The organism is Variovorax sp. ZS18.2.2, from assembly GCF_024701975.1.
GTDB lineage: Bacteria > Pseudomonadota > Gammaproteobacteria > Burkholderiales > Burkholderiaceae_C > Variovorax.
Window position 1 is genome coordinate 557,522 of record NZ_JANLNM010000003.1, and the last position, 25,757, is coordinate 583,278.

The following is a 25,757-nucleotide window of genomic DNA, read 5'->3' on the forward strand; positions in this document are numbered from 1 at the left end:
GAAAGACACCATGAGCCGCATCCTGATGGTCGAAGACGGGCGCGACAGCGCCTCGGCGCTGCTGGACCACCTCTACAACGCCGGCCACGAGGTCGAGCACATCGGGGACGGCGCGGCGGCGCTGGACCGCATCCTGAGTTCGCCGCCCGCGCTCACGTTGCTGGACGTGGTGCTGCCGCAGATCGACGGCCTGCAGGTGCTGCAGAAGGTGCGCTCGCACAGCGACCATCCGATCATCATGCTGACGGCGCGCACACGCGAGGTCGACCGCCTGCGCGGGCTCGACCTGGGCGCCGACGACTATGTCTGCAAGCCTTTTTCGCCGCGCGAAGTGGTGGCGCGCGTGCACACGGTGCTGCGCCGCCATGCGCAGCGCGACGGCGCTTCTGCGGCGCCGTCGAAGTCGGTGTCGTTCCGGGACACGCACGGCGGCGCGCACCTGGAAGGGCACGCGCTCGACCTCACGCGCCGCGAGCTCTTGCTGCTGCGCACGCTGTCGCGCGATCCGGGGCGGGTGTTCACGCGCTCCAAGCTGCTGGAGGCGGCGTTTCCGGAAGCGCTCGATGTGAACGAGCGCGCGGTCGACGGGCATATCAAGAACCTGCGCAAGAAGCTCATGGCCGTGGCGCCGTCGCACGGCTGGATCCGCTCGATCTACGGCGTGGGCTTCAGCTTTGCGGAACGGCCCGCCTGAGCGCGGCACGCGGCGTCGCGCCGTACGGCATCGAGCGGCGTGGCGGGGCCGGTGCGCATGATCGGCGCCAGGGTCGAAAGGCTCGAGGGACTGCGGTGGCGCGCCCCGGCCGGGTGACGCTCGACGCACCCTCCTTCGCGCGCGGCGATGAAGGCGCCCAGCGCGAGGCCGCTGAACGCCAGCAGGCCCACCAGGCGCTGCACCAGCGACAACCCGCCGGCCGGTGGCGGCGCCTCGACGGGGTGCAGCCAGGCGGTCTCGCTGTGCGATGGCATGGCGGATCGCAACACTCAGCCCTCGGTGCGCGGCGGCACCAGGGCCTTCGTGCGCGCAGAACCGTTCAGCGCCTGCGGCCGCTCCAGGCGGCTCCCGCGGAACAGGCCGAGGCCACCGGAGGGCGGCATCGCGCCGGGCGGCGAGGGTCGGTCCGCCACGGGATCGGCGGCGGGGTCAACCACCACGGCCAGCGTGGCGACGTAGCGCCGGTGCCCTTCGCGCACGGCACCAAGCACCGTATCGCCGGCCCGCAGCGCGATGCCGTCGGCGCTGTTCAGCGTATCGCGCAAGCGGGCCCGCTTGTAGCCCGACACCTGCGTGTAGAGGAACTCGCTCAGCGCATCGGGCAAAAAGAACTGCGAGGTGAGCACGGCACGCGTGCCGCTCAGCACCTTGAAGTGGATGTGCGTGGTACGCCCCGCATACCAGCCGGGATAGAGGGTGAGAAACGACACGGCGCCATCGCGGTCGGTGCGCTGGCTGCCGCGAAGGAAAGTCTGGCCCTCGAACGACAGCGAGCGGTCGTCGCCCTGCCCGCCGAAGCCGGAGTAGCGCCCCTGTGCATCGCAATGCCACAGGTCGACGCGCAGGTTGCGCAGCGGCTTGCCGGCCGCGTTGCACACGGTGAAGCACACCTCCAGCGGCACGCCGTCGAGTCCTTCGGTGATGTCGGAGCGCATCTGTGCAACGTCCAGGTAGTACGGACCTTCGGTGGTCTGGGCCGTCAGCGGCAGCTTGCGCGAAGCGGCGAGTGCCGGGGGCGCCGAAGCGGAAAGACCCATCGCGCCGACGGCGGCCAGCAGGCCGCGACGCCCGATGGGCTGCTGTGTATTCGGTGTATGGCCGGTCATGCGTTTTCCTCCTCTGCTTCGATGCCGGGCTCCCTGGCCCGGGTGGCGCGCGCCTCCGCCCAGACGACCAGCAGCGTCCACACATGGGTGACCACCCAGAAGATCGCGGTGAGCCACAGAAGGAACAGGTCCATGCCGGGGTCGGACCAGACATCGGCCCACGACCAGACGGGGCGCGCCGGCGCGCAGTGCGCCGGACTGGCCCAGGCCAATGCTGCGGCCGCGAGGGCATGGAGGAATCTGTGGCGAAGGCGATGCGTGGCCGGGTTCATGGGCCCGCATCGTGCGTTTCGAATCGGGAGAAATGTGGGAGGGCAGGCTCTCCCAGATTTCTCCCCAATTGCCCGCCATGATCCGCCGCTTGCCTATGACGCCCGCCTGCCCGAAACGCATGTCGCAGAATGCGGCCATGCCTGAGAAGGCGTGAACGAACCCCCATGCCGCGTCTGACACTCTCCCGGAAGATCTTCCTGGCGCTGGCCGCCTTGCTGGTCGTGTTGCTGCTCAGCTTCGTGGGCTTCTCCATCATCGCGCTGCAGCGGGGCCTGGGCGCCTACGTCGCCGAGATCGAGATCCGGCGCATGGACTGGCTCTCCCAGCTTCTCTTGAAGCACTATGTCGCCAACGGCGACTGGAAGAAGCTGCGCGACAACGACGAGGCCTGGCACCGCCTGCGCATGGGCCAGCTGGCGGGCGTGCTCGACGGCGCGGCCAGCCCCGACGACCGGCGGCTTCCTCCCTGGTATGAGCGCCGCATGCAAGGCGCCACCCGGCCCGGCGGCGACCCGGACAACGGATCGCCGCCGCCGCTCCCCCCTGAATCTTCTTCCGCCTCGCCGCAACTCGACCTGCTGACCCGGCGCTTGTCGATGCCGCCGCCGCCCTGGTTCTTTCCCGACCCGCGCTCGGCGGCCGATTCGATCTACCAGCGCCTGGCCGTGCTCGATGCGCAAGGCGCACCGGTGGTCGGCGCCACCATCGACTTCGAGAACGCCGCGCGCATGCCGATCCGGCGCGGGCGCTCGGTCGTCGGCTACCTGGCGCTCGCGCCCGCGCAGGGCTTCGAAAGCGAAGCCGATCGCGCTTTCCTCGCGCGCCAGTCCGGCGTGATCGCGCTCACCGGCATGTGCGGTCTCGCCTTTGCGCTGGTGCTGTCATGGCTGCTCGCGCGCCGCTGGTTCAAGCCCATCGACGCGCTGACGCAGGCGGCGCAGGACGTGGCGCGCGGGCGGCTGTCCACGCGCGTGGTCGTGCATGGTTCCGACGAACTCGCGCTGCTGGGCAAGACCTTCAACGACATGGCGCAGCGCCTGGACAAGGTCGAGGCCTCGCGGCGTGCCTGGCTGGCCGACGCGGCGCACGAACTGCGCACCCCGCTCGCGGCGATGCGCGCGGAAATCGAGGCGCTGCAGGACGGCGTGCGCACCTTCGACGAACGCACCGCGCTGCGCATGCACCGGCAGGTGATACGGCTCGGCCAGCTGGTCGACGACCTGCGCAGCAGCATGCGCGAGCCGCAGAACGACCTGCTCACCACCGCAGTATTTCCGCTCACGCTGCTGAAGGAGGCGCTGGACCACACGCGCGACCGCTTCGCGCAGCGCGGCATCGCGGTCGACCGGGACGCGATCGATCGCATCGCCGCATCGGCCCAGCCGGTGATCGACGGCGATGCGCACCGGCTGCACCAGGTCTTCATGAACCTGCTGGAGAACACGCTGGCCTACACCGATGCCGGCGGCCAGTTGCGCATCGACGTGACCGTCGAGGGCGCGTGGACCGGCAACTGCCTCACGCTGCTGTTCGACGACAGCGCCCCCGGCGTGCCCGACGAAGAAATGCCGCGGCTCTTCGACCGCCTGTTCCGCGGCGAAACCTCGCGCAGCCGCGCGCTCGGCGGCTCCGGGCTGGGCCTCTCGATCTGCCGCGCGACCATCGAGGCGCACGGCGGCACCATCGAGGCGGCGCCATCGCCACTCGGCGGGCTGCGCATGACCATCACCCTTCCACTGGCAGCCACCGCATGACACGCATCGTCATCGTCGAAGACGAAATCGACATCGCCTCGGTGGTGCAGGACTACCTGCGCTACACCGGCTACGAGACCGAGCACTTCACCGACGGACAGAGCGCGCTCGAAAGCATCGTCGCCGCGCCACCCGACCTGACGCTGCTGGACATCATGCTGCCGCGGCTGGACGGCATCGAGGTATTGCGCCGTGCGCGCGAGCACACGGCGCATCCGATCATCATGCTCACCGCGCGCATCGAGGAGGTCGACCGCCTGCTCGGGCTGGAACTCGGCGCGGACGACTACGTGTGCAAGCCCTTCTCGCCGCGCGAGCTGGTGGCGCGCGTGCGTGCGGTGCTGCGGCGCACGGCACCTGGCAGCGTACCGGGGCAGGCCCCGCAGGGCGATGCGCCGGGCCTCGTGCTCGACGACGTGCACTGGCGCGCCTCGCTGGAAGGCACGCCGCTGAACCTCACGCGCCGCGAGTTCGGGCTGCTGCAGGTGCTGTCGCGGCACCCCGGGCGCATCTTCTCGCGCGCACGGCTGCTGGAGCTGGCCTACGACGACACGGTGGACGTGACCGAACGCGCCATCGACAGCCATGTGAAGAACCTGCGCCGCAAGCTCGGCGCGGTATCGCCTTCGCACGACTGGATCCGTTCGGTGTACGGCGTGGGGTTCGCGTGGGAGGCGCCGCCACAAGCCTGACTTGACGGCCTGAAGCTTTGCAGCCTCGTGGCATGCATCGTGCAAGATTGCAGCCATGCTCCCCCTGTTTCCCGACACGCTGCGCCAGCGCCTGCGTTCCTTTGCTTCCCGCGCGCAGCCGCTGCGCATTCTTCTCACCCTCGGCAGCCTCATGGCCGTGTGCGGCTACACCGGTCATCCCGATGCGGTGATCCCGCTGTTCCTCGGCGCCATTGCGAGCGCGCTCGCCGAGACCGACGACAGCTGGCGCGGCCGCTTTCGCGCGCAGCTCGTGACGCTCGCGTGCTTCGCGGTGGTGTCCTTCTCGGTCGAGGCGTTGTACGGCCGGCCGGTGCTCTTCATCGCGGGGCTGGCCTTCGCGGCCTTCTGGCTCACGATGCTGGGCGCGGTGGAGGCGCGCTACAAGGCCATCGCCTATGCGACGCTGATCCTCGCGATGTACGCCACGCTCGGCATCGAGAACCAGGCTACGCATGGCCACGGACAAGGTGATGGTGGGCGCGAGCCCTTGCTGCTGCTCGCCGGTGCCGCGTGGTACGGCGTGTTCTCGGTGCTGTGGTGCGCGGCCTTTCCGGCGCAGCCGGTGCAGGCGCGACTGGTGACGCTGTTCACCGTGCTCGGCAACTTCGTACGCTTCAAGGCGTCGCTGTTCGAGCCGCTGCGGGGCATCGACATCGAACAGAAGCGGCTCTCGCTCGCACAGCTCAATGCCGAGGTGGTGAGCGAGCTGAATGCCGCGAAGGAAAGCATCTTCCGCCGCATCGGCGCGCGGGCGCCGACCGGGCGCATCTCGCGCTACCGCGGGCTCTACCTGATCGCGCAGGACGTGCACGAGCGCGCAAGCTCCTCGCACGACGACTACAACGCGCTGGCCGACGCCTTCTTCCACAGCGACCTGCTGTACCGCTGCCAGCGCGTGCTCGGGCTGCAAGGGCTGGCCTGTCAGCGCTTGGCCGTATCGATCGCGCGGCGCGAGCCTTTCGAGGTGGGCGGGGAAACCGTGCAGGCGCTGGCCGACCTGCGCGGCGCCATCGAACACGAACGCGCGCGCGCGACCACGCCGGAGCAGCTGGCGTTGCTCGCCTCGGTGGAGGCGCTCGCGCGCAACCTCGCGCAACTCGACGGGCAGCTCGCCGGTGCGAGCCAGCCGTCGGCCCGTGCCGGCCGGACCGAGATGGGTCTCTTCAACCGCTCGCCGCGTTCGTGGCGCGATGCGGTGGAGCGCGTGCGGCGGCAGCTCACGCCACGGTCGCCGCTGTTCCGCCATGCGCTGCGGCTGGCGATTGCACTCGCCGCAGGCTACGGCGTGATGCACCTGATCCATCCCGCGCAGGGCTACTGGATCCTGCTGACCACGCTGTTCGTCTGCCAGCAGAGCTTCGGCGACACCATCTCGCGCATGGGCCAGCGCATCGCCGGCACGGCGCTCGGCGTGGTCGCGGGCTGGGCGCTGCTGCAGCTCTTTCCGCAGCCGCTGGTGCAGTCGGTGATCGCGGTGGTGGCCGGGGTGCTGTTCTTCGCGACGCGCGCCACGCGCTACCTGCTCGCAACGGCCGCGATGACGCTGCTGGTGCTGATGTGCTTCAACCAGGTGGGCGACAGCGGCCTCCTGCTCGTGCCGCGGCTGGTCGACACCGCCATCGGCAGCGCCATCGCCGGCCTCGCGGTGCTGCTGGTGCTGCCGCACTGGCAGGCGCGGCGCCTCAACGAGCTGGCCGCCACGGCGATGCGCAGCCATGCGGGGTATCTGCGCCGGATCGTCGAGCAGTACGGCACCGGTCCGCGCGACCACCTGGACTATCGGCTCGCGCGGCGCAACGACCACAACGCCGATGCGGCGCTCTCCACGGCGGTGTCGGACATGTTTCGCGAGCCGGGCTATGTGCGGCCGCGCGCGGGCATCGCGCTGCGCTTTTTGATCCGGTCGCACACGCTCCTGAGCTATCTCTCGGCGCTGGGTGCGCACCGTGCCGCGCTGCCCGACTCGCCGCACATGGCGGTGCTGCGCGACGCGGCCGAAGGCGCGGCGGCGGCGCTCGATGCGCTGGCCGGCGGGCTGCAGGTCGGGGCGATCGGGGACGATCCCGCCACCGAACCCCCCGTGCGCGCGGCCCTCGCGGCCGCCGTGGCGCCGGCAGGCGATGCCGGCGCGGCGGAACGCACCATCCACACCGAGCTGGCCCTGGTCTGGCTGCAGATCGACGCGCTGCGCACCCACGCGCGCGAGTGGCTGCAGCCCGTGGACGACGCAACGCCCGCGACCCTGGAAACCTGAGAGGCCGACCGCCCGGCTGGGCGAAACAACCCGCCAGAAGGCTAGTCAGGTTGCGCCGGGTAAAATCGCGGCTCCATGTCACGCTGGTTCGCCGCTACCGTCCTCACCCTCATGTTGTCCTGCTACGGCCTTGCCGTGTTCGCGCAGGGCCTGATGGGCGCCGGGCATCCCGCGCATGCGGGCGCCGACACGCAGACCTGCGCGACAGCCAGCATGTCGTTCTCCGATGCGTTCGTGAGCGACGCCATGGACCTGGCGGACGAACTCCCCTCCCATGACGAGGCGGGCTCCGAGCACGTCGAGCTGGTCGATGCCCGCCACCCTGTGGCGGTGCCGCTTTTTCTCTCTGAACAGCCGCGCGGCCTCGCCCTGACGCCCGCGCTCTCGCCGCTCCTCGATCGGCCCAAGCGGCCGCCCCGCGGCACCGCCCTGGTCGCCTAAGGCTCCGCCGCGACTGGAGCCTTTGCGGCTCCTGCCTTTGTCCCGATCCGACCGCGTCGCCGCATTCCGGCAGCCGCACTCGCATCGCGAACACACCGCTCCTCCCGTGCCAATACCGCGTTCCCGCTTCGTCGGGACGCCCGATCAAGGAATCAGAATGAACAACGGTCAACCCACCTACCACCCCGGCTTCGACGCACCGATCGCGTCGGCCCAGGAACGCAACCGCGTTCTCCGCAACACCTACTGGCTGCTCGCGCTGTCGATGGTGCCCACCGTGCTCGGCGCCTGGATCGGCGTCTCCACGGGCCTCGCGCGCGCCATGTCGCCGGGCATCGGCCTCATGGTGTTCCTCGGCGGCGCCTTCGGCTTCATGTACGCGATCGAGAAGACCAAGAACTCGGCCGCCGGCGTGCCCGTGCTGCTGGCCTTCACCTTCTTCATGGGGCTGATGCTGTCGCGCCTCGTGGGCTCGGTGCTCGGCTTGTCCAACGGCGCGAACCTGGTGATGACGGCCTTCGCCGGCACCGGCGCGATCTTCCTGGGCATGGCCACGCTGTCGTCGGTCATCAAGCGCGACCTGTCGGCCATGGGCAAGTGGCTCTTCATCGGCGCCATCCTGCTGCTGGTGGCGGGCATCGCCAACTTCTTCATCCAGTCGAGCGCGCTGATGATGACGCTGGCGGTCGCCGCCATCGGCATCTTCTCGGCCTTCATCCTGCATGACTTGAAGCGCGTGAAGGACGGCCTCGAGACCAACTACATCTCCGCCACGCTGGGTGTCTATCTCAGCATCTACAACGTGTTCCAGGCGCTGCTGGCCCTCTTGGGCATGGGCGGCGGCAAGGACGAGTAACGCTTACGAAGGGAATCTTTCCATGCGCCTCACCACCAAGGGCCGCTTCGCGGTCACCGCGATGATCGACATCGCCCTCCACGGCCGCTCGGGCCCGGTCACTCTGGCCTCGATCAGCCTGCGCCAGCGGGTCTCGCTGTCGTACCTGGAACTGCTGTTCGCCAAGCTGCGCCGCAACGACCTGGTCGAATCCACGCGCGGCCCGGGCGGCGGCTATTCGCTCAGCCGCAAGGCCGCGCTCATCAGCGTGGCGGACATCGTGCTGTCCATCGAGGACCACGGCAACGAGACCACGCGGCGCCGTGCCGGCGCGGATGTGGACGACACCGGCCGCTGCGAAGTCGACGACCTCTGGGCCTCGGTCAACCTGCGGGCGGTCGAGTTCCTGAAATCGATCTCGCTGCAGAGCCTGGTCGACGAACAGAAGGCCAAGGGCGTGCAGGCCGCCACGAGCGTGGCCGGCAGCAGGCGGACCACCGTGGTCGGCACGCCGGTGCGCAAGCCGTTCGTCGTGGACGCGCCGAACTCGGTGTTCGCACTGGGCCGGCGCCAGCAGCGCGCCGGTTAGTTACAGTTCTGCTTCGCCGCGCGAGCGGCGAATCGGAAGTACTCCCTAGCCAGACCGCCGGCCACCGCGCCGGCGCCCCGCCAACGATCCGGGCAGCCGCAAGGCTGTACCAGCGTTGGCTTTTTTTCGTTTTGCTTGCCCCTACAGAGGCCATGCCCATGCGCCGTATCGCGCCGCAGCGCCCCAGGCAGAATGCACCATTCAGGTGCGAAATCGACGTGCAACCGGGGTTTTCCCGGACTGCGCCGGACAGCCTCGCGCCCCGATTCCAGACGCCCATGAACGCCAAGCTCCTGCTCTCCCTTTCCCTGATCGCCACGCTCGCGCTCGCAGCCTGCGGCGGCAAGCCGGCCCCCGCCGCCGACGACGCACCGGGCGAAGTCGGCGTGGTGACGCTGCACGCCGGCGACGTGCCGGTGCTCACCGAACTGGCCGGCCGCACGGCCGCATTCCGCGTGTCGGAAGTGCGCCCGCAGGTCAACGGCATCGTGCGCAAGCGCCTCTTCGAGGAAGGCGGCATGGTCCGCGCGGGGCAGGTGCTCTACGAAATCGAGCCCGGCCCGTTCGAGGCCGCGCACGAACAGGCCGAGGCCTCGCTGGCCACCGCACAGGCGGGCATCGCGAGCCTGCGCAGCAAGGCCGAGCGCCACGGCGAGCTCGTCAAGGCCAACGCGGTCAGCCGGCAGGAGCACGACGAGGCCCAGGCCGCGCTCGCGCAGGCCCAGGCGGGCGTGAAGGCCGCGCAGGCGGCGGTGAAGGCGGCGCGCATCAACCTCGAATTCACGCGCATCACCGCGCCCATCGCGGGGCGCATCGGGCGTTCCGCCATCACCGAAGGCGCGCTGGTTGCACCGGGCCAGGCGACGGCGCTGGCGACGATCCAGCGGCTCGACCCGATCTACGTCGACGTCATCCAGTCGAGCCTGGAGCTCACGAAGCTCAAGCGCCGCTTCATCTCGGGCGACATGGCGCCGGCCAGCACGCGCGTGAAGCTGCGCATGGAAGACGGCCTGCCGTATCCGCACGAAGGCACGCTGAAGTTCACCGAGGTCGGCGTCGATGCCGCGACGGGCTCGGTCACGCTGCGCGCGGAATTTCCGAACCCGCAGGGGCTGCTGCTGCCCGGCATGTACGTGCGCGCGCAGGTGGAAGCCGGCGTGGAACGCCACGCCATCCTCGCGCCCCAGCGCGGCGTGGGCCGCAACGAAAAGGGTGAGCCGACCGCGCTGGTGGTCGGCGCGGACGACAAGGTCGAACTGCGGGCGCTCGAAGTGCGCAGCGCGGCAGGCGACCAGTGGATCGTGACCAAGGGCCTGCGCGAAGGCGACCGCATCGTGGTCGACGGACTGCAGCGCGCGCACCCCGGCGAGAAGGTGAAACCGGTGCCGGTGTCCTTCGAAGCGGCCACCGCCGCCGCCGAATGAAAAACAAGACAAGCAGACAGTGATCGCGAATTTCTTCATCCAGCGCCCGGTCTTCGCCTGGGTCATTGCCATCCTCATCATGCTGGCCGGCGGCGTGGCCATCCGCACGCTGCCGGTGTCGCAGTACCCGGACATCGCGCCGCCCACGGTCGTGGTCTCCGCCAACTACCCCGGCGCCTCGGCGCAGGCGGTGGAGAGCAGCGTCACGCAGGTCATCGAGCAGCAGTTGAAGGGCATCGACGGCCTGCTGTACTTCAAGTCGACGAGCAGCTCTGCCGGCTGGGCCGAGATCAGCGTCACCTTTCGCCAGGGCATCGATCCCGACACCGCGCAGGTGCAGGTGCAGAACAAGATCAGCCAGGCCACGAGCCGCCTGCCGCAGGCGGTGCAGCAGCAGGGCGTGACGGTCGCGAAGTCGCAGAACAACTTCCTCCTGATCGTGGCGCTCTACGACCAGACCGGCCAGCGCACCGACACCGACATCGCCGACTGGATGGCCAGCAACCTGCGCGACCCGATCAGCCGCGTCGACGGCGTGGGCTCGGTGCAGGCCTTCGGCGCGGCGTATGCCATGCGCATCTGGATCGATCCGCACCGTCTCGCGAGCTACCAGCTGATGCCCTCGGACGTGACGGCCGCCATCGCCGCGCAGAACACGCAGGTGTCGGTGGGCGAGATCGGCGCGCGGCCCTCGTCGGCGAAGCAGCAGCTCAACGCCACGGTCACCGCGCTCTCGCGGCTGCAGACGCCCGAGCAGTTCCGCGACATCGTGCTCAAGACGCAGGCCGACGGCGCCGTGGTGCGGCTGGGCGACGTGGCGCGCGTGGAGATCGGCAGCGAGTCGTATGCCGAGACCACGCGCCTGAACGGCCACCCGGCCGCAGGCTCGGCCGTGATGCTGGCGCCGGGCGCCAACGCGCTCACCACCGCGAACGCGGTGAAGGCGCGCATCGCCGAACTCGAAGCCTCGCTGCCCGCCGGCCTGCGCGTGGCCTATGCGGAAGACACGACGCGCTTCGTGAAGATCTCGATCCAGTCGGTCATCAAGACGCTGCTCGAAGCCATCGCGCTGGTGGTGGTCGTGATGTTCTTGTTCCTGCAGAACTGGCGCGCCACGGTGATCCCCGCGATCACCGTGCCGGTGGTGCTGCTGGGCACCTTCGGCGTACTCGCGGCCTTCGGCTATTCGATCAACGTGCTGACGCTGTTCGGCATGGTGCTGGCCATCGGCCTTCTGGTGGACGACGCCATCGTGGTGGTGGAGAACGTCGAGCGCGTGATGCATGAAGAAGGGCTCGACGCGAAGGCCGCCACGATCAAGTCGATGGGCGAGATCACCGGCGCACTGGTCGGCATCGCGGTCGTGGTGTCGGCGGTGTTCCTGCCGATGACCTTTTTCGGCGGCTCAGTGGGCGTGATCTACCGGCAGTTTTCGGTGACGATCATCGCGTCGATGGCGCTGTCGGTGGTGGTGGCCATCGTGCTGATCCCTGCGCTGTGCGCGCGCTTCCTGAAGGCGGGCACGGCGCCGCGCACGCGCGGCTTCCTCGGCGGGTTCAATCGCCGCTTCGATGCGGCGCAGGGGCGCTATGTCGGGCTGCTGGGCCGCATGCTCGGCAAGCCCTGGCGCTTTGCCGCCATCTACCTGGCCATCGTGGCCGGCATGGGCGCGCTCTACCTCAGCCTTCCCGGCGGCTTCCTGCCCGAGGAAGACCAGGGCAGCGTGATGGTGCAGCTGACGCTGCCGGCCGGTGCCACGCAAGGCCGCACCGATGCGGTGAACCGTGCCGTCGAGAAGCACTTTCTCGAGACCGAGAAGGACACCACCGACACCATCTTCACGATCTCGGGCTGGAGCTACGGCGGCTCGGGGCAGAACCAAGGCATGGCCTTTGTCTCGCTCAAGGACTGGTCGGAGCGGCGCGGCGCGGACAAGCGCGCGCATGCCATCAGCGAACGCGCCGGCACCGCACTCTCGGCGCAGCAGCGCGACGCCGAGGTGCACGGCATGGTGCCGCCGCCCATCGAAGGGCTGGGCGAATCCAACGGCTTCGAGTTCTGGCTGCAGGACACCTCCGGCATGGGCGCCACGCGGCTCGTGCAGGCGCGCGAAAAGCTCGTGCGCGACGCAAAGAAAGACACGCGCCTGCAGTCCGTGCGCGCCAACAGCATCGCCAACACGCCGCAGTTGCAGGTCGACATCGACCAGCTGAAGGCCTCGGCGCTGCGGCTCTCGCTGGACGATGTGAACACCACGCTGGGCGTGGCCTGGGGCGGCAGCTACGTCAACGACTTCATCGACCGCGGCCGCGTGAAGCGCGTGTACGTGCAGGCCGATGCGCCCTACCGCTCGGCACCCGAAGACATCCGCCAGTGGTCGGTGCGCGGCGCGACCGGCGCCATGACGCCGTTCTCGGCCTTCGCCACCACGCGCTGGAGCCAGGGCGCCTCGCAGCTGGAGCGCTACAACGGCCTGCCGGCGGTGCAGATCCAGGGCGCCGCCGCGCAGGGCACGAGCTCGGGCACGGCCATGGCCGCGATCGAGACCGTCGCGAAGAAGCAGAGCGGCACGGGTTACGCATGGAGCGGGCTCTCCTACCAGGAGCGCCTGTCGGGCGGGCAGGCGCCGCTGCTGTTCGCGCTGTCGATCCTCGTGGTGTTCCTGTGCCTGGCGGCGCTCTACGAGAGCTGGTCGGTGCCGTTCTCGGTGATGCTGGTGATTCCGCTGGGCGTGCTCGGCGCGGTGATCGCAGCGGCGCTGCGCGGGCTGTCGAACGACATCTACTTCCAGGTCGGCCTGCTCGCGACCATCGGGCTGTCGGCCAAGAACGCGATCCTGATCATCGAGTTCGCGGAAGCGGCGCTGCGGCGCGGCGTGCCGTTGCTCGAAGCGGTGGCCGAAGGCGCGCGCCTGCGGCTGCGGCCCATCCTGATGACCTCGCTCGCCTTCCTGGCCGGGGTGATTCCGCTCGCCGTGGCGACGGGTGCGGGCTCGGGCAGCCAGGTCGCGATCGGCACCGGCGTGTTCGGCGGCGTGCTCGCTGCGACGGCGCTGGGGATCTTCTTCGTGCCGCTGTTCTACCTGCTGGTGAAACGCGCGGCCGCGCGATGGCGTGGACGCAAGGCGAGCCCGGCGCACGCCGCATGACGCGCGCTGTTTTTGCGCCTTTTTTACGCGCGACCCGATAGGCTGCCCGCTCCGGCTTCGCTTTCCGAAGCACTACGCAGCGCAGCCGTCGGAGCATCGAAATGCAAGCAAGAACAAGCCTGTGGTCCCGCTTTGCGGGATGGGCGAACGCGGCGCGGCAGCCGCAAGACATGACACTGGAATGGACCTGCTGCGGCACGCCCGGACGCGACCCCACCGAGGCGTACCTCGGCCGGGTCGACGCGTACGAACTCACGATCCATTCGTGCGTTCACTGCGGCGCGCTCTGGCTGCAGGTGCAGTCCGTGGCGACCACGGTGACGCGCTCCGAGCCCCTGGCCGGGGCGGACGCGGAAGCCTTTCTTGCAGCAGCCCCCGGCACCGAGCGGCGCACGATGATGCGGACCTGGCTGCAGCGGCGGGACATCCCCAGCTGACCGCGCGCCGCTTCCCCCCGCCTCTCAAAGCCCCAGGCTTCGCCGCTCCGCCGGCGTGAGCTGGTTGCGCTCCGACGCGCCCATCGCCGCATCGCCCAGCACCTGCACCGCACTGCCGTTGCGGTAGCCCGTCTTTTCGCCGGCGCGTGCGTCCTCGCGCGGCGCGGTGGAGCCGGCCCCGCTGCCCGGCAAGGGCTCGTTGCCGAAGCCCAGCACACGCACCGTGAAGACCGAAGGCTGGGCCTGCCGCGCCGCATTGCGTTCGCGCTGCATCGCGTCCTGCGCGGCGGCACCGGCCTGCGAAGCGGCGGCGCTCGCGTTGGTCAGCGCGCCCACATTCACTGCCGCCACCGTGGGCAGCCCGCTGGACTCGCCCTTGACCTGGATGTTGGCCGCATTGACCACATGCAGCGCCGCGAGGTTCACGTTGCCCGAGACGCGGATGCCCGCCTCGCCCGCGTCGATGGTGCCCAGCGGCGCGATCAGGTCCACGTCGCCCGCCGGCACCTCGGCGATCGGCGCCAGCGTCGCGATGCCCGCGCCGGTGCTCGGCACGTTGGGCGAGAGCTTGACGTTGCCGAGCGCGTCGTACCCGCGCTTGGGCGGTGTGTAGACCACAGTGGTCTTGGCGCCGCGGCCTGCGTTGATGTCGCCCTCGGCCGACCAGGCGAGAACGCCGCCGCCGAAGGTGGTGAAGATGCGCGAGAGGCCGAGCAGCACGCTGTCGTGCGTGTAGATCTCGACCTCGCCCCTGCCTTGGGTCAGAAGGCCCGTGCTGGGCGGCGGTGCGATGCCGTTGGCCCCCAGCGTGAGGCCGCCGCCAGGCACGAGCACCTGGATGCCGCCGCCAAAGTCGGTGTGGACACCGGCCGTGGTCTGGAAGGTGATCGAGCCGCCGCGCCCGATGGCGTTCCCCCCGGCATCGAGCGCGGGGAGCAGCGCGGCGATGGCGTTGCGCCCGCGCAGGTAGCTGCCGGCGCGCCGGCTGTCGGCATCGTTGTATTCGCGGCCGCCCTGGCGCAGTTCTTCGTAGAAGACCTCGCGCGCCAGCACGCCCTGCTGTTCCTCGGGCAGCGCCCGGAAGGCCGCCAGCGCGCCCTCCGCGGCACCGGCGTAGCCGAAGCGTTCCTGCATCCAGTCCAGCAGGCGCTGCTCGTAGGTCCTGGCGACCTTGCCGGGCTGGTCGGCCAGCGGTGCCGTCGCGTCGGCCAGGTTCGCCGCATCGAAGTAGCGCGCCGCGAAACCCGCGTAGTCGGGACCCCTGGCGCCCATGCCTGCCACGAGCACGATGGCCGCGCCGTCGCGCGTGTCGCCTTCGACGACCGGCCCGACGCTGCGCAGGGTGCTCACGCCACCGGAGCCCGAGATCCCCTGCTGGATGTTGCGACCCGCGCCGACCTCCAGCAGCCCCGGCCCGGCGATGTCCAGCGTGGTGTCCAGGATGTCGCGCCCGGCCCTGACCACCGAGATGTCGCCAGGGTGGTTGTTGAGGATGAAGCCGTCGGCAAGGATGTCCCGCCCCGCGCGCATCTGCACCGGCCGGGCGGCGATGTAGAAGCTCTCCAGGATCGACACGCCTTCGTAGCGATCGGTCCTCCTGCCGGTGCTGGCAACGATGTCGCCCCGCGCGGCATACATGCGGATCGGCTCGCCGGCATCGGCATGCAGGGCCGTCGCACGGTCCGGCCCATGGCCGAACAGCAAACTGCCTTCCAGCAGGCTTTCGTAGAGGTCGCCCTCGAAGGGACGCGCGTTGAGATCGGCGTAGAAGTTGCTCGCGTAGCGTTCGGACAGGCCCAACGGCGGGGCGCCCAGCAGCCACAGCGGCCGCAAGGGTGTGGCCAGGGAGTCCGTCGATCCGCTCGACATGGCGGAGACCCCGAAGATGCTGTTGCCCGCGAGCAGTTCCAGCCGGCCCAGCCGCGAGGGCGCGAGGGTGATGTCGGTGGTGATCGATCCGTTCGCCGCGATCGCGGAGAAGCGGCCCGGGTCGTAGCGGATCGCGGCGGTGTCGAGCGTCGGAGGCCGTACCTGCATGATGTCGCCGCCGGCGGAGAAGAGTTCGAGGCCGCTGCGCTCGGTCCACAGCGTGAACGACGTCGCGGCCGCGCCCTCCGTGCCGGCAACGGCCGCCTGCGTCTCGCCGCCGCGCAACTGAATGCGGCCGGCGTCTCTCATGGTGACCGCGATGAGATCGCCACGCGTGTCGATCGCGATCGTGCCGTCGCCCACGGTGAGGCCCAAAGCCCCGTAGCCGAAGCGGTCGCGCGGCGCACGGACATCGACGGCGCGCGGGTCGCGATCGAGCTTCAGGCCGTAGCCGGCCTCCAGCGTCATGCCGACCGAGCCGGCCTCGACCCGGGTGTCGCCGCGAAGGTTCACGATCTGCCCGGTGGTGATCGGGATGCCGCCGATGTCCAGCCCGGTGTTGATGCGGCCGCCGACCTCGTAGCTCAGCCGCCCGCCGCCGGCCTGCAGCAGTGTGCCCGCGGCGTCCACCCGGCCGCTTGCCGCCACGACCAGGTCGAGCCCGGAGGTGGTCGCGCCCACGTCGTTGGTCGAGAGATGGGTTGTCGATCCCGCGTCGCCGCCGGCGCGCACGGTGAGGTGTCCGCCGCCGAGTGTGCCGATGCCGTTGAATCCGACCAGCTCGACGGCGCCGGCGAGTCCGTCCATGCGGTATTGACCGAAGTTGACGCCCCATGCGGCGCGCTGGCCCAGTTCACCGCCACCCTGGCGCCAGAGCCACCGGCCGATCTCGTTGCTGGTGCGCAGGATGGAGGTGTCGGCCACCACGCGGCCGCGCACGTCGCCCTGCGCGGCCAGCAGCAGATCGCCGCCGCCCTGCGTGAAGTACATGCGGTGCGCGTTGAGCGTGGCCTCGTAGCCGGGGTTCCAGGCACCGAGCACGGTGCCGTCCCCGAACTGCGCGCGACCCGTGTCCCAGGCCTCGCTGCCCGCGATCTGCGTGCCGGCGGTGTAGACACCGAACAGCGAGTTCTGCCGGTAGTCTCCGCCGGCCAGCACGTCCAGGTAGCCGGTGCCGGTGCGGATCACCGAGAACGCCTCGTTCGGATAGCCGCCCTCGACGCCGGCCAGGTGCGGATCGTCGAGCACCACGTCGCCGCCTTCGCCGAGCCGCGATTTCGCGGCCAGCGTGCGGCTGTCGGCCGCGCCGAGGTCGGCGCCGCCCACCAGGCGCATCGACCACGAGCGCATGCCCGGTGCGAGCATGTCGGCCACCGCCATCATCCGGCCCTGCCCGTCGGGGCGGTTCGTCCAGCCGAAGTCGTCGGGCGTCCCGGGCGGCGGCGCGAAGCCATCCGAAATGCTGCCGTTGACGATGAGATGGCCTCCGGCACGCAGCACGACCACCCCGGGCTCGCCCGATCCGCGCAGCGCGGCATCGGCGCCGGGGCCATAGCGGTAGCCGGAGAAATCGAGATCGCTGCTCACGGTCAGGTCGCCGTCGCTGCGGATCTCGACGCCGGGGCGCAGATGGAAGGCGTCGCCGTACGCGCGCAGCCCCGCCAGCCTGGCGCGGGTGGCGCCGCTCGCGTTCGCCGCATCGATGAAGGCGCTGCTGTCGGCATGCAGCGTGTCGAGGTAGGCCTGGTCGATCGTGCCGCCCTCGGGCATGTAGCGCGCGAAGGCATTGACCGCGATGCTCTCCGCGCCGCGCACCGTCACGCCCGCGGCCGCATCAACTGCGACATCGCCACCACCGGTGCGCGGGGCGTTGATCTCGAGCCGCCCGCGCGCCACGCCGTCGGCCGAGCGCAGGTCGATGGTGGCGCCGGGGATGAACCGCACCGTGCCGGCCGTTGACGCAAGCTCGACCTGGCCGCGGTTGGAGGCCTCGATGGCCTGGCCGCGGCCGTCCACGGCCAGCCGCGTGCCGTGCGCGTCCAGCACCGCGCCCTGTGCGAGCACAAGGCTGTCGCGTGCGGCGAGGCGGATGGTGCCCACGTCCTCGCCGCTCGCGTCGATGCGGCCGTTGACGGTCAGCGAGCCGCCGTCGACCGACACCTCGATGCGGTTGGCACGCAACTCGTTGCCGATCGCCAGGTCGCCGGTCTTGACGACGAAGCCGCGGCCGCCGAAGACGCCGCCCTCGTTGAGGCGCTGGTTCAGCCCCGCGAAGTCGTCGAGCGAGCGCGCGCGAATGTCGATGCTGCCGGCCTCGCGCGCCGCCGGCGAGGCGCCGAGGATGCGGCCCGCGAGGTTCACGCGTCCGTCGGCGCCGGTGGCGGTGATGCGGATCGCACCCGCCGGCTTGCCCGCCGCGGACACATCGATGCGCGACGCGGCCGCCTGCTCGATGGCGCCGTTGGCCGCCTCCATCACCAGGTCGCCACCGCTGCTGTGGCGCGTGACGTCGAAGAAGCGAATGGCGCGGCCCGACAGGTCGATGGCGGCTGCGTCGCCCAGGCGGATGTCCTGTTCCGCCTCGAGCACCAGGCGCCCGCTGGGCAAGGCCACGGCGGTGTCGAGCGCCACCGAACGGCCCGCCAGGCGCAGTTCCGCGCCCAGGGTGTCGATGCCGGCCGGATTCGAAGGCGCCGCGCCAGCCGGTGCGGCGACGCTCACGGCGCCGCCCGCACGGTAGGCCATGAAGGAGCCAGTCTCCCCCGTGAGCAGCGGTGTGGCGAGCGTCAGGTCGCCTCCGGCGTAGGTGGCGGCGTCGCGCCCCTGCCGGTACACCGAGAGCGTGCCGCGGTGGTTGGCCGTGATGCGTTCGGTGGCATTGAGCGCGACGCCCGAGAAGCCCAGCGCGATCCGGTCGAGTGCCACCTGGTCCTGCGTTCGCGCGAGCGGGTCGTAGCCGAACTCGATGCGGCGTGCATCCATCGTCAGCCGGCCGGCGCCGGTTCCGGCCCCGCCGGGCGTCGGCGCGCCCGGTGCCCGGCTCGCGAAGGGCGACGTGGGTCCGCCGTCGCCGACGGACAGGCCGTTCCAGATCAGGGTGTCGGCCGCGATGCGCGCGGAATCCCCCGCGGTGCCCCAGCCGTAGATGGCCGGCGTGTTCAGCGACAGCACGGCATCCGCGCGATCGCTTCCCTCTGCCGCGCGCAGGTCCAGGTCCACGCTGCCGAAGAAGTTGAGCGAGTTGCCGGCCGTCAGCGTCAGCTGCTCGATCGGCGTCTGGCCCGGCACGCTGGGGCGCAGCAGCCGCTCCAGCATGTGCTGGCTCAGGCGCACGCCCGAACCGAGCACGCCCTCTGCCTCCGCCTCGGCGAACGACGCCTGCGTGCCGACATGGATGGTGGGCGCCGTCATGTTCAGGTAGCGCGCATTGATCTCCGCGTCGCCCAGGACAACGGGGCCGCTGCTCAGGAAACCGATGGTGCCGCGCGTGCGCAGCATCGCGCCGTCGCCGACCGTGATCGCACCGAGCAGCGGCGATGCGTCGCCCTGCGGCGGCGCGAAGTTGAAGATGCCGTTGCCCACCGTGAGGACGGCGTTGGCGCCGTTGCTGGCGGAGTCGAGATAGACATAGCCCGTCGACGAGTCGAAGCTCGCGGTCGTGCTGCGGCTGGTGTCCAGCAGGGCGCCGCCTTCGACGCGCACATTGCGCCCGGTGAGAAATATCTGCCCGGCAGTCAGCCGCGCGCCGTCGCGCACGACCACGTCGTCCAGGTTGGCGGCGGTGAAGACCACGTGCGGCCCCACAGGGATCGCTCCCTGCCCCACGGTGACGTAGACATCCCGCAGGCCGTAGACGCCGCCGACGATCAGCGCGCCGGCGTCGAAGGCCGAGAGCTGGGCAGCATCGAGCGAGACGAAGCCCGGCGTGCCCGCTGCGCCGGGCGCCAGCACTTCCATCGAGCGCTGCCCGGTGAGGAACACATTGCCGTCCAGGCCGCCCGAAGCGCGCTGCGCCCTGACGGTGCCCTCGAACGACATCGCCTTGCCGGTGGCCGTGCCGAAATCGAAGTGCAGGCTCTGGGCATCGCGTTCGAGCCGCGGCCGCACGCTGTCGAACGAGGCCGCCTTGGCGAGCGCGAAGTCCGCATAGCTGGCTTCGTTGTACTGAGAGAGGCTGCGCACCGCCTGCCCCGACGTGAGCGTGACCGCGGTGGGCAGCGCATCGCGCACGGACGTGTTGGCGATGCCCAGGTAGCCGCTGGTACGCACCGATCCGCTCGCGCGCAGTGCGCCGAACTGCTCGGTTGCGCCCTGTGTGCCCTGGGCACCAAGCTCGATGCGCCATGCCCCCGGCAGCAGTGCATAGGTCGAGGGCATCAGCGTGTAGGTGCCCGCAGGCAGGCCGCCGGCAGCGGTGGCCAGCGTGATCTGCTGGCCCACGCGCGGCGCACCCGCACCCGCATCGGGACTCACCGGCGCATAGGCGCCCGAAAAGCCCGGCACGATCGCATACACCCCGGCCCCCTGGGTGCTGAAGCCGTAGGCGGGATTGGCGTTCACAAGCGGCGTGCGCAGCACATCGACCGACCCGCCGCGGCCGGTGAAGAAGCCTGCGCCGGTCAGCGTGCCGCCGCCGGAAATGTCGAGCACCGAGCCCGGCTGCGCGGTGAGCTGCACCTGGCCGAACACGACGCCGGGCCGCACGAACAGCTCCGAGTAGATGGCGGGCCGGCCGGCAGCCGCGGCCAGCGGGAGGAACTCCACCGCCTGGCCGTTGTAGACATAGTTGATGCCGTCGACCGTGCCGCCGTAAGGCAGGGTCAGGCCCGCGGCGCTGGTCGACGTGAGGCTGCCGTCGCGCAGCAGCACGTCGAACATCAGGCCCCGCTCCTGGGCCAAGCCGAGACCGACCACCGGCTTCACGCCGAACAGGATCGTTCCGAGGGGTGCGCGCAGCACGCCGCCCTGATCGATCTTCGCGGCCGCGAGCGTCAGCGTGCCGAACACCGAGGACGGCATCGCGGGCAGCTCGCCGGGGCCGCCCGTGCTTCGCAGGGTCAGCGTGCGATCCGCGTCGTAGGCGTAGCGTCGTTCGGAATTCATGCGATACCCGACGCGCAGCTCGCCGGTCGCGCCGGTGGTGGGATAGATCTGCGCGGCAGTCACCGTCATGTCGCCGCCGCTGGCGACCAGGCCGTTGGTGAGGCGCAGGTCACCGCGGCTGTACAGCGTGGTGGCATCGAAGCCGTAGAAGTCCTGCGGGGTGCTGTCGATCTGGCTTTCGCCGCCGTCGATCGGGCGCAGGCGCGGGCTCGCGCCTGCGGCGCCCAGGAAACTCTTGTTGCGCACGTCGAGCAGGTCGGCCTCGATCGCGAGCCGCCCTTCGTTCCTCGCCGACGACAACAGCCGCCCGTATTCGTAGCCAAAGCTCAGGCCCGAGACGAACTCGCCGGGCGTGAGTGCGATATCGACCTTGCCGTCCAGCAGCACATAGGGAGCGGCCAGCGACACCTGGGCGCGCGGCGTCGCGGCCGACACCGACAGCACGCCGCGATGCAGCATCAGGCTTTCGGGCAGCCGCAGATTCACGTCGCCTTCGAAGCTGAAGACATCGCGGCTCCAGAGGTCGAGCGTGCCGAAGCCGCCGGCGCGGATTTCTTCGGCGCTGGTGCGCGCGTGGGCATCGACGAGCGAGGCATCGGCCACGCCGGGCCGCAGATCGGCCGCCGCGCCGCTGGCAACGCGGTCCTGCGCGATGCTCAGCACCTGCACCCGGTCGCTCAGGTTCAGCGGGTTCTCCAGCACGAGGTTGAGCGTGCCGCCGGCCGCCCCTTCGCCGCCGGCTGCCGCGCGCAGCAGTCCGTCGTTGAAGATGCCGCGCGACGAACCGATCCGGATCAGGCCGCCGTCGCCGGCCAGGCGCTGCGTCTGTGCCGCGGCCGGCGACGCGTTGCCGGCGGGGATGTCGATCTCCGCGCTCGCGCCCGAGGCATCGAGCCGTGCACCCGGCCGCACGATCACGTGCGCGCCGGTCGCTTTGAGGAAGTCGCGATCGGCGCGGGTGAAGTCTTCCAGGCCGATGCGGATCGAACCGCCGTCGGGCGCGATGCCGTAGCGCAGGCCCGCGCTGTCGATCGCGGTGTAGGCGCGGCCGGCCACGTCGAGCACGGCATCGCTGCCGATCCAGATGGAGGTTCCCAGGGGGGCCAATTGCGGGTTCGTGGGACCGCGCGTGGGGGCGGTGTTCAGCACGATGTCGCCGCCGGGTGCGGCGACGCGGCCCTCGATGGTGAGCTGCTCCTGCGCCAGGAGCCGCACCTGGCGGCCCGCATCGACCTCGATGCCCGCGCCGCGCGCCAACTCGAGCGTGGTGCCGTGCAACTGGAGGCTGGCGCCTTCGCGCTGGGTCAGGCGGCGCTTTCCGGGGTTCTCGCGGTACAGCGGCGGCAGCCAGCTTTCGAGCGCGCGCGCCGGGTCGGCACCGGTCTCGACGTCGGGTGCGGCGGCGCTTGCGCGCAGCACCGGCACCTCGGGCCGCAGCATCTCGCCCTCTACGATGCGGATACCGCTGAAGCTGGTCAGCCGGTAGGAGGAAAAGCCGCTGCGCAGCAAGTCGGGCGCGATCTGCTGCGCGGGCTCGAAGGCGACCTGCTGTGCAAAGCGCGCGCCGCGCTCGATGATTCGGCCCGCGGCATAGGTGACGGGAATCACCGCCGCCTCGCCCGCTTGCTGGACGAAGTTGTACCCATTCACCGGAATGCCTTGCGCAAACACGGCCGACGGCAGCACCGTGCCCGCAGGAATCTGGGTGGCGAACGAATTGATGCGCGTGCCGGCCGGCAGCATGGTGCCGGCCGCCTGGTAACCCTGGGCGGTGTACAAGCCCACGCCGGCCGGCACGGTCCAGGCGGCGCCGGTCACCAGCGGTGCCGCATTGGTCGGACTCAGCGCGAATGGCAGCCGCAAGTCCTGCAGCGAGACCGACAGCGCGGTGGCGGTCGTGACCGGCAGCCGGTCTCCGACCGCAAGGTGCACATCGCGCACGAGCACGATGGGCGTCGGCGCCGGCGTGTCGGGCGCCAGCACGCCGCCGGCAAGCACGGCGTCGTGGCCGAACACGATGTTCCCGGGCGACTGCAGCGTCAGTGTGCCGCCGCCGAGCACGCCCTGGGCGCGGAGTTCGCCGTCGAGCCGCAGCACGGCGCTGCCGGGGTTTTCCGTCCGGGACGCATCGTTCAGGCTCGCCCCTGCAAGCAGGCTCACGTCGCCGCCGCGACCGCCCGCCAGCCGGCCGTCGCGCGCCAGCGTGGCGCCCGAGGACACGTCGACCAGACTGCCTCGCCCCAGCGCGATGCCGCCCTGGACCATGCGTACCGAGAGGCTCCCGCCATCGACGAAGGCCACGCCGGTTTCGGTGCCGCGGTCCAGCTGCTGGTTGGTCCACAGGCCGCGCAGGTCGAGCTTCACGCCCTCGCCAAGCACGAACTGCGCGGCGCCGTCGCGCTGCAGCAGCTGGCCCGGGACGGGAGTGGTCGCCGTCATGACCGGCGCCACGTTGCCGATCACGATGTCGCCGCTGCGCGCGGTCAGGTCGGCATCGATCCGGGTGAGCGCGGCCATGATCTCCAGCCGGCCGCCGTCGGCCAGGCGCAGCGGCCGCTCCACGCTCACCTCGCCGGCGCTGGCGATCTCGAGCGCGCCGAGGCCGAAGCCGCCGAGCCGCGCGGCGTCGATCAGCGCCGTGCCGATCCGCGTCAGCGGCAGCGGGGCCGACGAGTCCGCCGCGATGTCGTCCGAGATGTCCGCCACCTCGGCGACGCGCACGCGGATGTCGAAGGCACCGTCCGCCCCCACGCCGCCGACGCGCCGCAGCGCCAGCGTGCCAGGTTGCGCCACCGCCATCTGCGATTGCAGATAGCCGTCCTGGGCGAGCCCGCGGGCCTGCGTCTGGCGCACACCCTGGAAGACCTTCGCCTCGATGTCGCCCTCGAGCACGGCGGTGGGCGCGCTCACCACCAGCCGGCCCGCATCGCGCCCCACGGTGTAGCCATTCTCCAGTTGCCGCTGCGGGCCGATGAGCGGGTTGTAGTAGTAGCCCGTGTTCTTCTTGCCCCAGCGCACGTGCGCGTCCTCGAAGCCGCGGTAGAGGCCGTCGAACACCACGTCGATCGGCGCCCTGTCGAGCCGGTACAGCTGACCGTCGCTGCCCTTGAGCCAGCTCTGGTTCAGATAGCCGGTCCGCACGTTCAGCGTGCCGCCCGAGAGGTTGATGGCCGAGCCGCGCTGCGTGACCACCTCGGCGCCGCCGAGCACGACCGTGCCGCCCTGCGCCATCCACTCGCCCAGGCTGTGCGGCTGGTTGCCCAGGTAGCCGCCGACCTCGAGCAGGCCGCCGGCGGTGTACCAGCGGTCCTTGTCGTACACGCCCTGCTTCGCGGGCACGTAGCTCAGGCGCCGGCGGTCGATCCAGACGTTGGCGTTGTTCAGGTTGCCGGTGTCGCGGTTGAGCGGTGCATCGCGCTGCTCGTTGCCCTGGATGTTCACCTGGACGTTGTTGGCCTCCATGGCCACGCTCACGCCCACCGCGCCCGAGACATCGAGCTGCGCGTTCCTTGCGACGAAGGCACGCCGCCTGGCGCTCACCGCGATCTGGCCGCCGGTGGCGAGCGTGAGCGAGTCGCCCTCGAAGTTCACGTCGCCGCCGCTCACGATTTCGATGCGCGACAGGTCGCGCCGGTCCTGCAGGCGCGAAAGGTTGTCGAAGGCATTCGCCGTTGCAATGGTGCGAAGGCGGTCGAGTTCCGCCGATTCCTTGATGAGGGATTCGCGCTGGGTGTCGAGCGCGGTCGCACTGGCGTTGGCGTCGAGCAGAACGGCCGTCACGGCGTTCTTGCCGACCGTCACCCGGCCCCTGGCATCGCTCGCCGCATTCAGCAGGTGCACGGTTCCGCGCGCGTTGACGGTCGTGGTGGCCAGCGCCACGCCGTCCTGGCGCACGTCGCGGCCGGTCAGCGTGATGTCGCCCTCTGTCGCCACCACGAGGCCGCTGTTGCGCACCAGCCCCGCGGTGCTTTCAGGCATGAAGCGCGGCGCCACCTCGTTGCCGCGTGTGGTCGAGAACGCATTGCCATCGGTGCCCGCGCCCTTGCGGATGACGAAGCTGTCGCCGGCCGCGAGCAGTGTCTGGCCGCGCGGCGTGACGATCTCGCCGGCGTTGTGCACCTCGGCCCCCAACAGCAGCACATAGCCGCCGCCCTGCGTCACCGAGGTGGGCTGGCGCGTCGTGATGCGCGCACCGGGCTGCACCTCCACCTTGCCGAGCGCATCGGTGAAACTGGGCAGTGGCTGGCCGCCGGCCTGCGCGCCATAGATGCCGTTCTTCTGGAACTGCGCATCGCCGATGTTCGCGGCCGCGGCCACGAGGTTGCGCGTGTCCACCTGGCTGGTGCCGCTGAAGACCACGCCGTTGCGATTGGCGATGAGCACCGTGCCCTCGGCCTTGATCTGTCCCTGGATGCGGCTCGGCCGCGCCTGCGGATCGTTCACGCGGTTGAGCACCGCCCAGTCCTTCTGCTGCTGGAACTCCACCGTGGTGGCCTTGCCGACGTTGAAGGTCTCCCAGTTCAGGATGGCCCTGTCGCCGGTCTGGCGGATCGCGACGTTCGTGCGGCCGTCGGCCGACGTGGACTGCTGCGGACGCTCGGCGTTGAGCCAGCCGGCGGTGAGGCTGGCGCTGTCGATCCGCAGGCCGCCTTCCGCAAGGCCGTCGGGTACGGAGGCTTCTGCCTGCGCGGCGCGGCGCGCGGCGGCCTGTGCGGCCTGCTGCGCGGCGATGCCCTGCGCCGCCAGGTTCAGGTTGCCAAGCGAGCGCTGCAGTTCCTGGCTCGCGCGTTGCTGTTGTGCCTGCGGGCTGGTGAGCATCGAGGCCGGCTGGCCATTGGGCATGCGGCCTGTGGCCGCGGCCGAACTCTGGGCCATGTTCTTCTGCGCCATCCAGCCCGCGCTGAACGCGCGCTGCGCATGGGCCGTGCCGGCCATGCCGCCGGCAATGGCCAACAGCGCGATCGCGTGCGCAACGGGCTTGAGCCGGACACGCCGGCGCGCAGAGGCGGGGGAAACGGAAGACGGGGACGGGCGAAACGACATGGCGGCGGGTCCGGGTGAAACATGAGGTGTTCTTGGCATGCCGGCGACCGCAT

General features: G+C 70.6%; 14 protein-coding genes. 10 read left to right on the top strand and 4 right to left on the bottom strand.

Annotated elements, in window-relative coordinates:
- Positions 1 to 10: 10 nt before the first annotated feature.
- Positions 11 to 694 (top strand): response regulator, encoded by a 684-nt coding sequence (locus tag NU688_RS16485; RefSeq protein WP_257861785.1) that lies wholly within the window; start codon positions 11 to 13, stop codon positions 692 to 694.
- Here the strand turns inward: NU688_RS16485 and NU688_RS16490 are convergent.
- The 3 genes from NU688_RS16490 to NU688_RS16500 are packed head-to-tail and all read right to left on the bottom strand — an operon-like array spanning position 655 to position 2,093.
- Entirely contained in the window at positions 655 to 969 is a 315-nt protein-coding gene (locus NU688_RS16490; protein WP_257861786.1) for a hypothetical protein, read from the bottom strand. The genes NU688_RS16485 and NU688_RS16490 overlap by 40 nt on opposite strands.
- 15 nt (positions 970 to 984) lie before the next feature.
- A complete protein-coding gene (locus NU688_RS16495; protein ID WP_257861787.1) occupies positions 985 to 1,821 on the bottom strand; it encodes an intradiol ring-cleavage dioxygenase in 837 nt (278 codons plus the stop codon).
- Positions 1,818 to 2,093, bottom strand: a complete 276-nt coding sequence (locus NU688_RS16500; RefSeq protein WP_257861788.1) for a hypothetical protein — start codon at positions 2,091 to 2,093, stop codon at positions 1,818 to 1,820. Before NU688_RS16500 ends, NU688_RS16495 begins: the two co-directional genes overlap by 4 nt.
- A 165-nt stretch (positions 2,094 to 2,258) precedes the next feature.
- Here NU688_RS16500 and NU688_RS16505 point away from each other — a divergent pair, with 165 nt between their 5' ends.
- The 9 genes from NU688_RS16505 (at position 2,259) to NU688_RS16545 (ending at position 13,689) form a co-directional block, all read left to right on the top strand.
- The gene (locus NU688_RS16505) at positions 2,259 to 3,848 is read left to right on the top strand and encodes an ATP-binding protein (protein ID WP_257861789.1); all 1,590 of its coding nucleotides are present in this window, start codon (positions 2,259 to 2,261) and stop codon (positions 3,846 to 3,848) included.
- A complete protein-coding gene (locus NU688_RS16510; protein WP_257861790.1) occupies positions 3,845 to 4,540 on the top strand; it encodes a response regulator in 696 nt (231 codons plus the stop codon). The genes NU688_RS16505 and NU688_RS16510 overlap by 4 nt, the downstream gene beginning before the upstream one ends.
- 55 nt (positions 4,541 to 4,595) lie before the next feature.
- Complete coding sequence (gene yccS, locus NU688_RS16515) at positions 4,596 to 6,815, top strand: YccS family putative transporter (RefSeq protein WP_257861791.1); 2,220 nt, start codon at positions 4,596 to 4,598, stop codon at positions 6,813 to 6,815.
- A 111-nt stretch (positions 6,816 to 6,926) separates the two neighbouring features.
- Positions 6,927 to 7,256 (top strand): hypothetical protein, encoded by a 330-nt coding sequence (locus NU688_RS16520; RefSeq protein ID WP_257861792.1) that lies wholly within the window; start codon positions 6,927 to 6,929, stop codon positions 7,254 to 7,256.
- A 157-nt stretch (positions 7,257 to 7,413) separates the two neighbouring features.
- Positions 7,414 to 8,112: a Bax inhibitor-1/YccA family protein gene (locus tag NU688_RS16525; RefSeq protein WP_257861793.1), complete on the top strand. Its 699-nt coding sequence runs from the start codon at positions 7,414 to 7,416 to the stop codon at positions 8,110 to 8,112.
- Between the two features lie 22 nt (positions 8,113 to 8,134).
- A complete protein-coding gene (locus NU688_RS16530; RefSeq protein ID WP_257861794.1) occupies positions 8,135 to 8,680 on the top strand; it encodes an Rrf2 family transcriptional regulator in 546 nt (181 codons plus the stop codon).
- A gap of 278 nt (positions 8,681 to 8,958) precedes the next feature.
- Positions 8,959 to 10,104 (top strand): efflux RND transporter periplasmic adaptor subunit, encoded by a 1,146-nt coding sequence (locus tag NU688_RS16535; RefSeq protein ID WP_257861795.1) that lies wholly within the window; start codon positions 8,959 to 8,961, stop codon positions 10,102 to 10,104.
- A 19-nt stretch (positions 10,105 to 10,123) separates the two neighbouring features.
- Positions 10,124 to 13,252, top strand: coding sequence for an efflux RND transporter permease subunit (locus tag NU688_RS16540; RefSeq protein ID WP_308340308.1), 3,129 nt, complete (start codon positions 10,124 to 10,126; stop codon positions 13,250 to 13,252).
- Between the two features lie 101 nt (positions 13,253 to 13,353).
- Positions 13,354 to 13,689 carry a hypothetical protein gene (locus NU688_RS16545; protein WP_257861796.1) on the top strand — a complete coding sequence of 112 codons (336 nt, stop codon included), beginning with the start codon at positions 13,354 to 13,356 and terminating at the stop codon, positions 13,687 to 13,689.
- A 24-nt stretch (positions 13,690 to 13,713) separates the two neighbouring features.
- Here NU688_RS16545 and NU688_RS16550 read toward each other — a convergent pair whose 3' ends face one another.
- Positions 13,714 to 25,704, bottom strand: coding sequence for a filamentous hemagglutinin family protein (locus NU688_RS16550; protein WP_257861797.1), 11,991 nt, complete (start codon positions 25,702 to 25,704; stop codon positions 13,714 to 13,716).
- Positions 25,705 to 25,757: the final 53 nt, after the last annotated feature.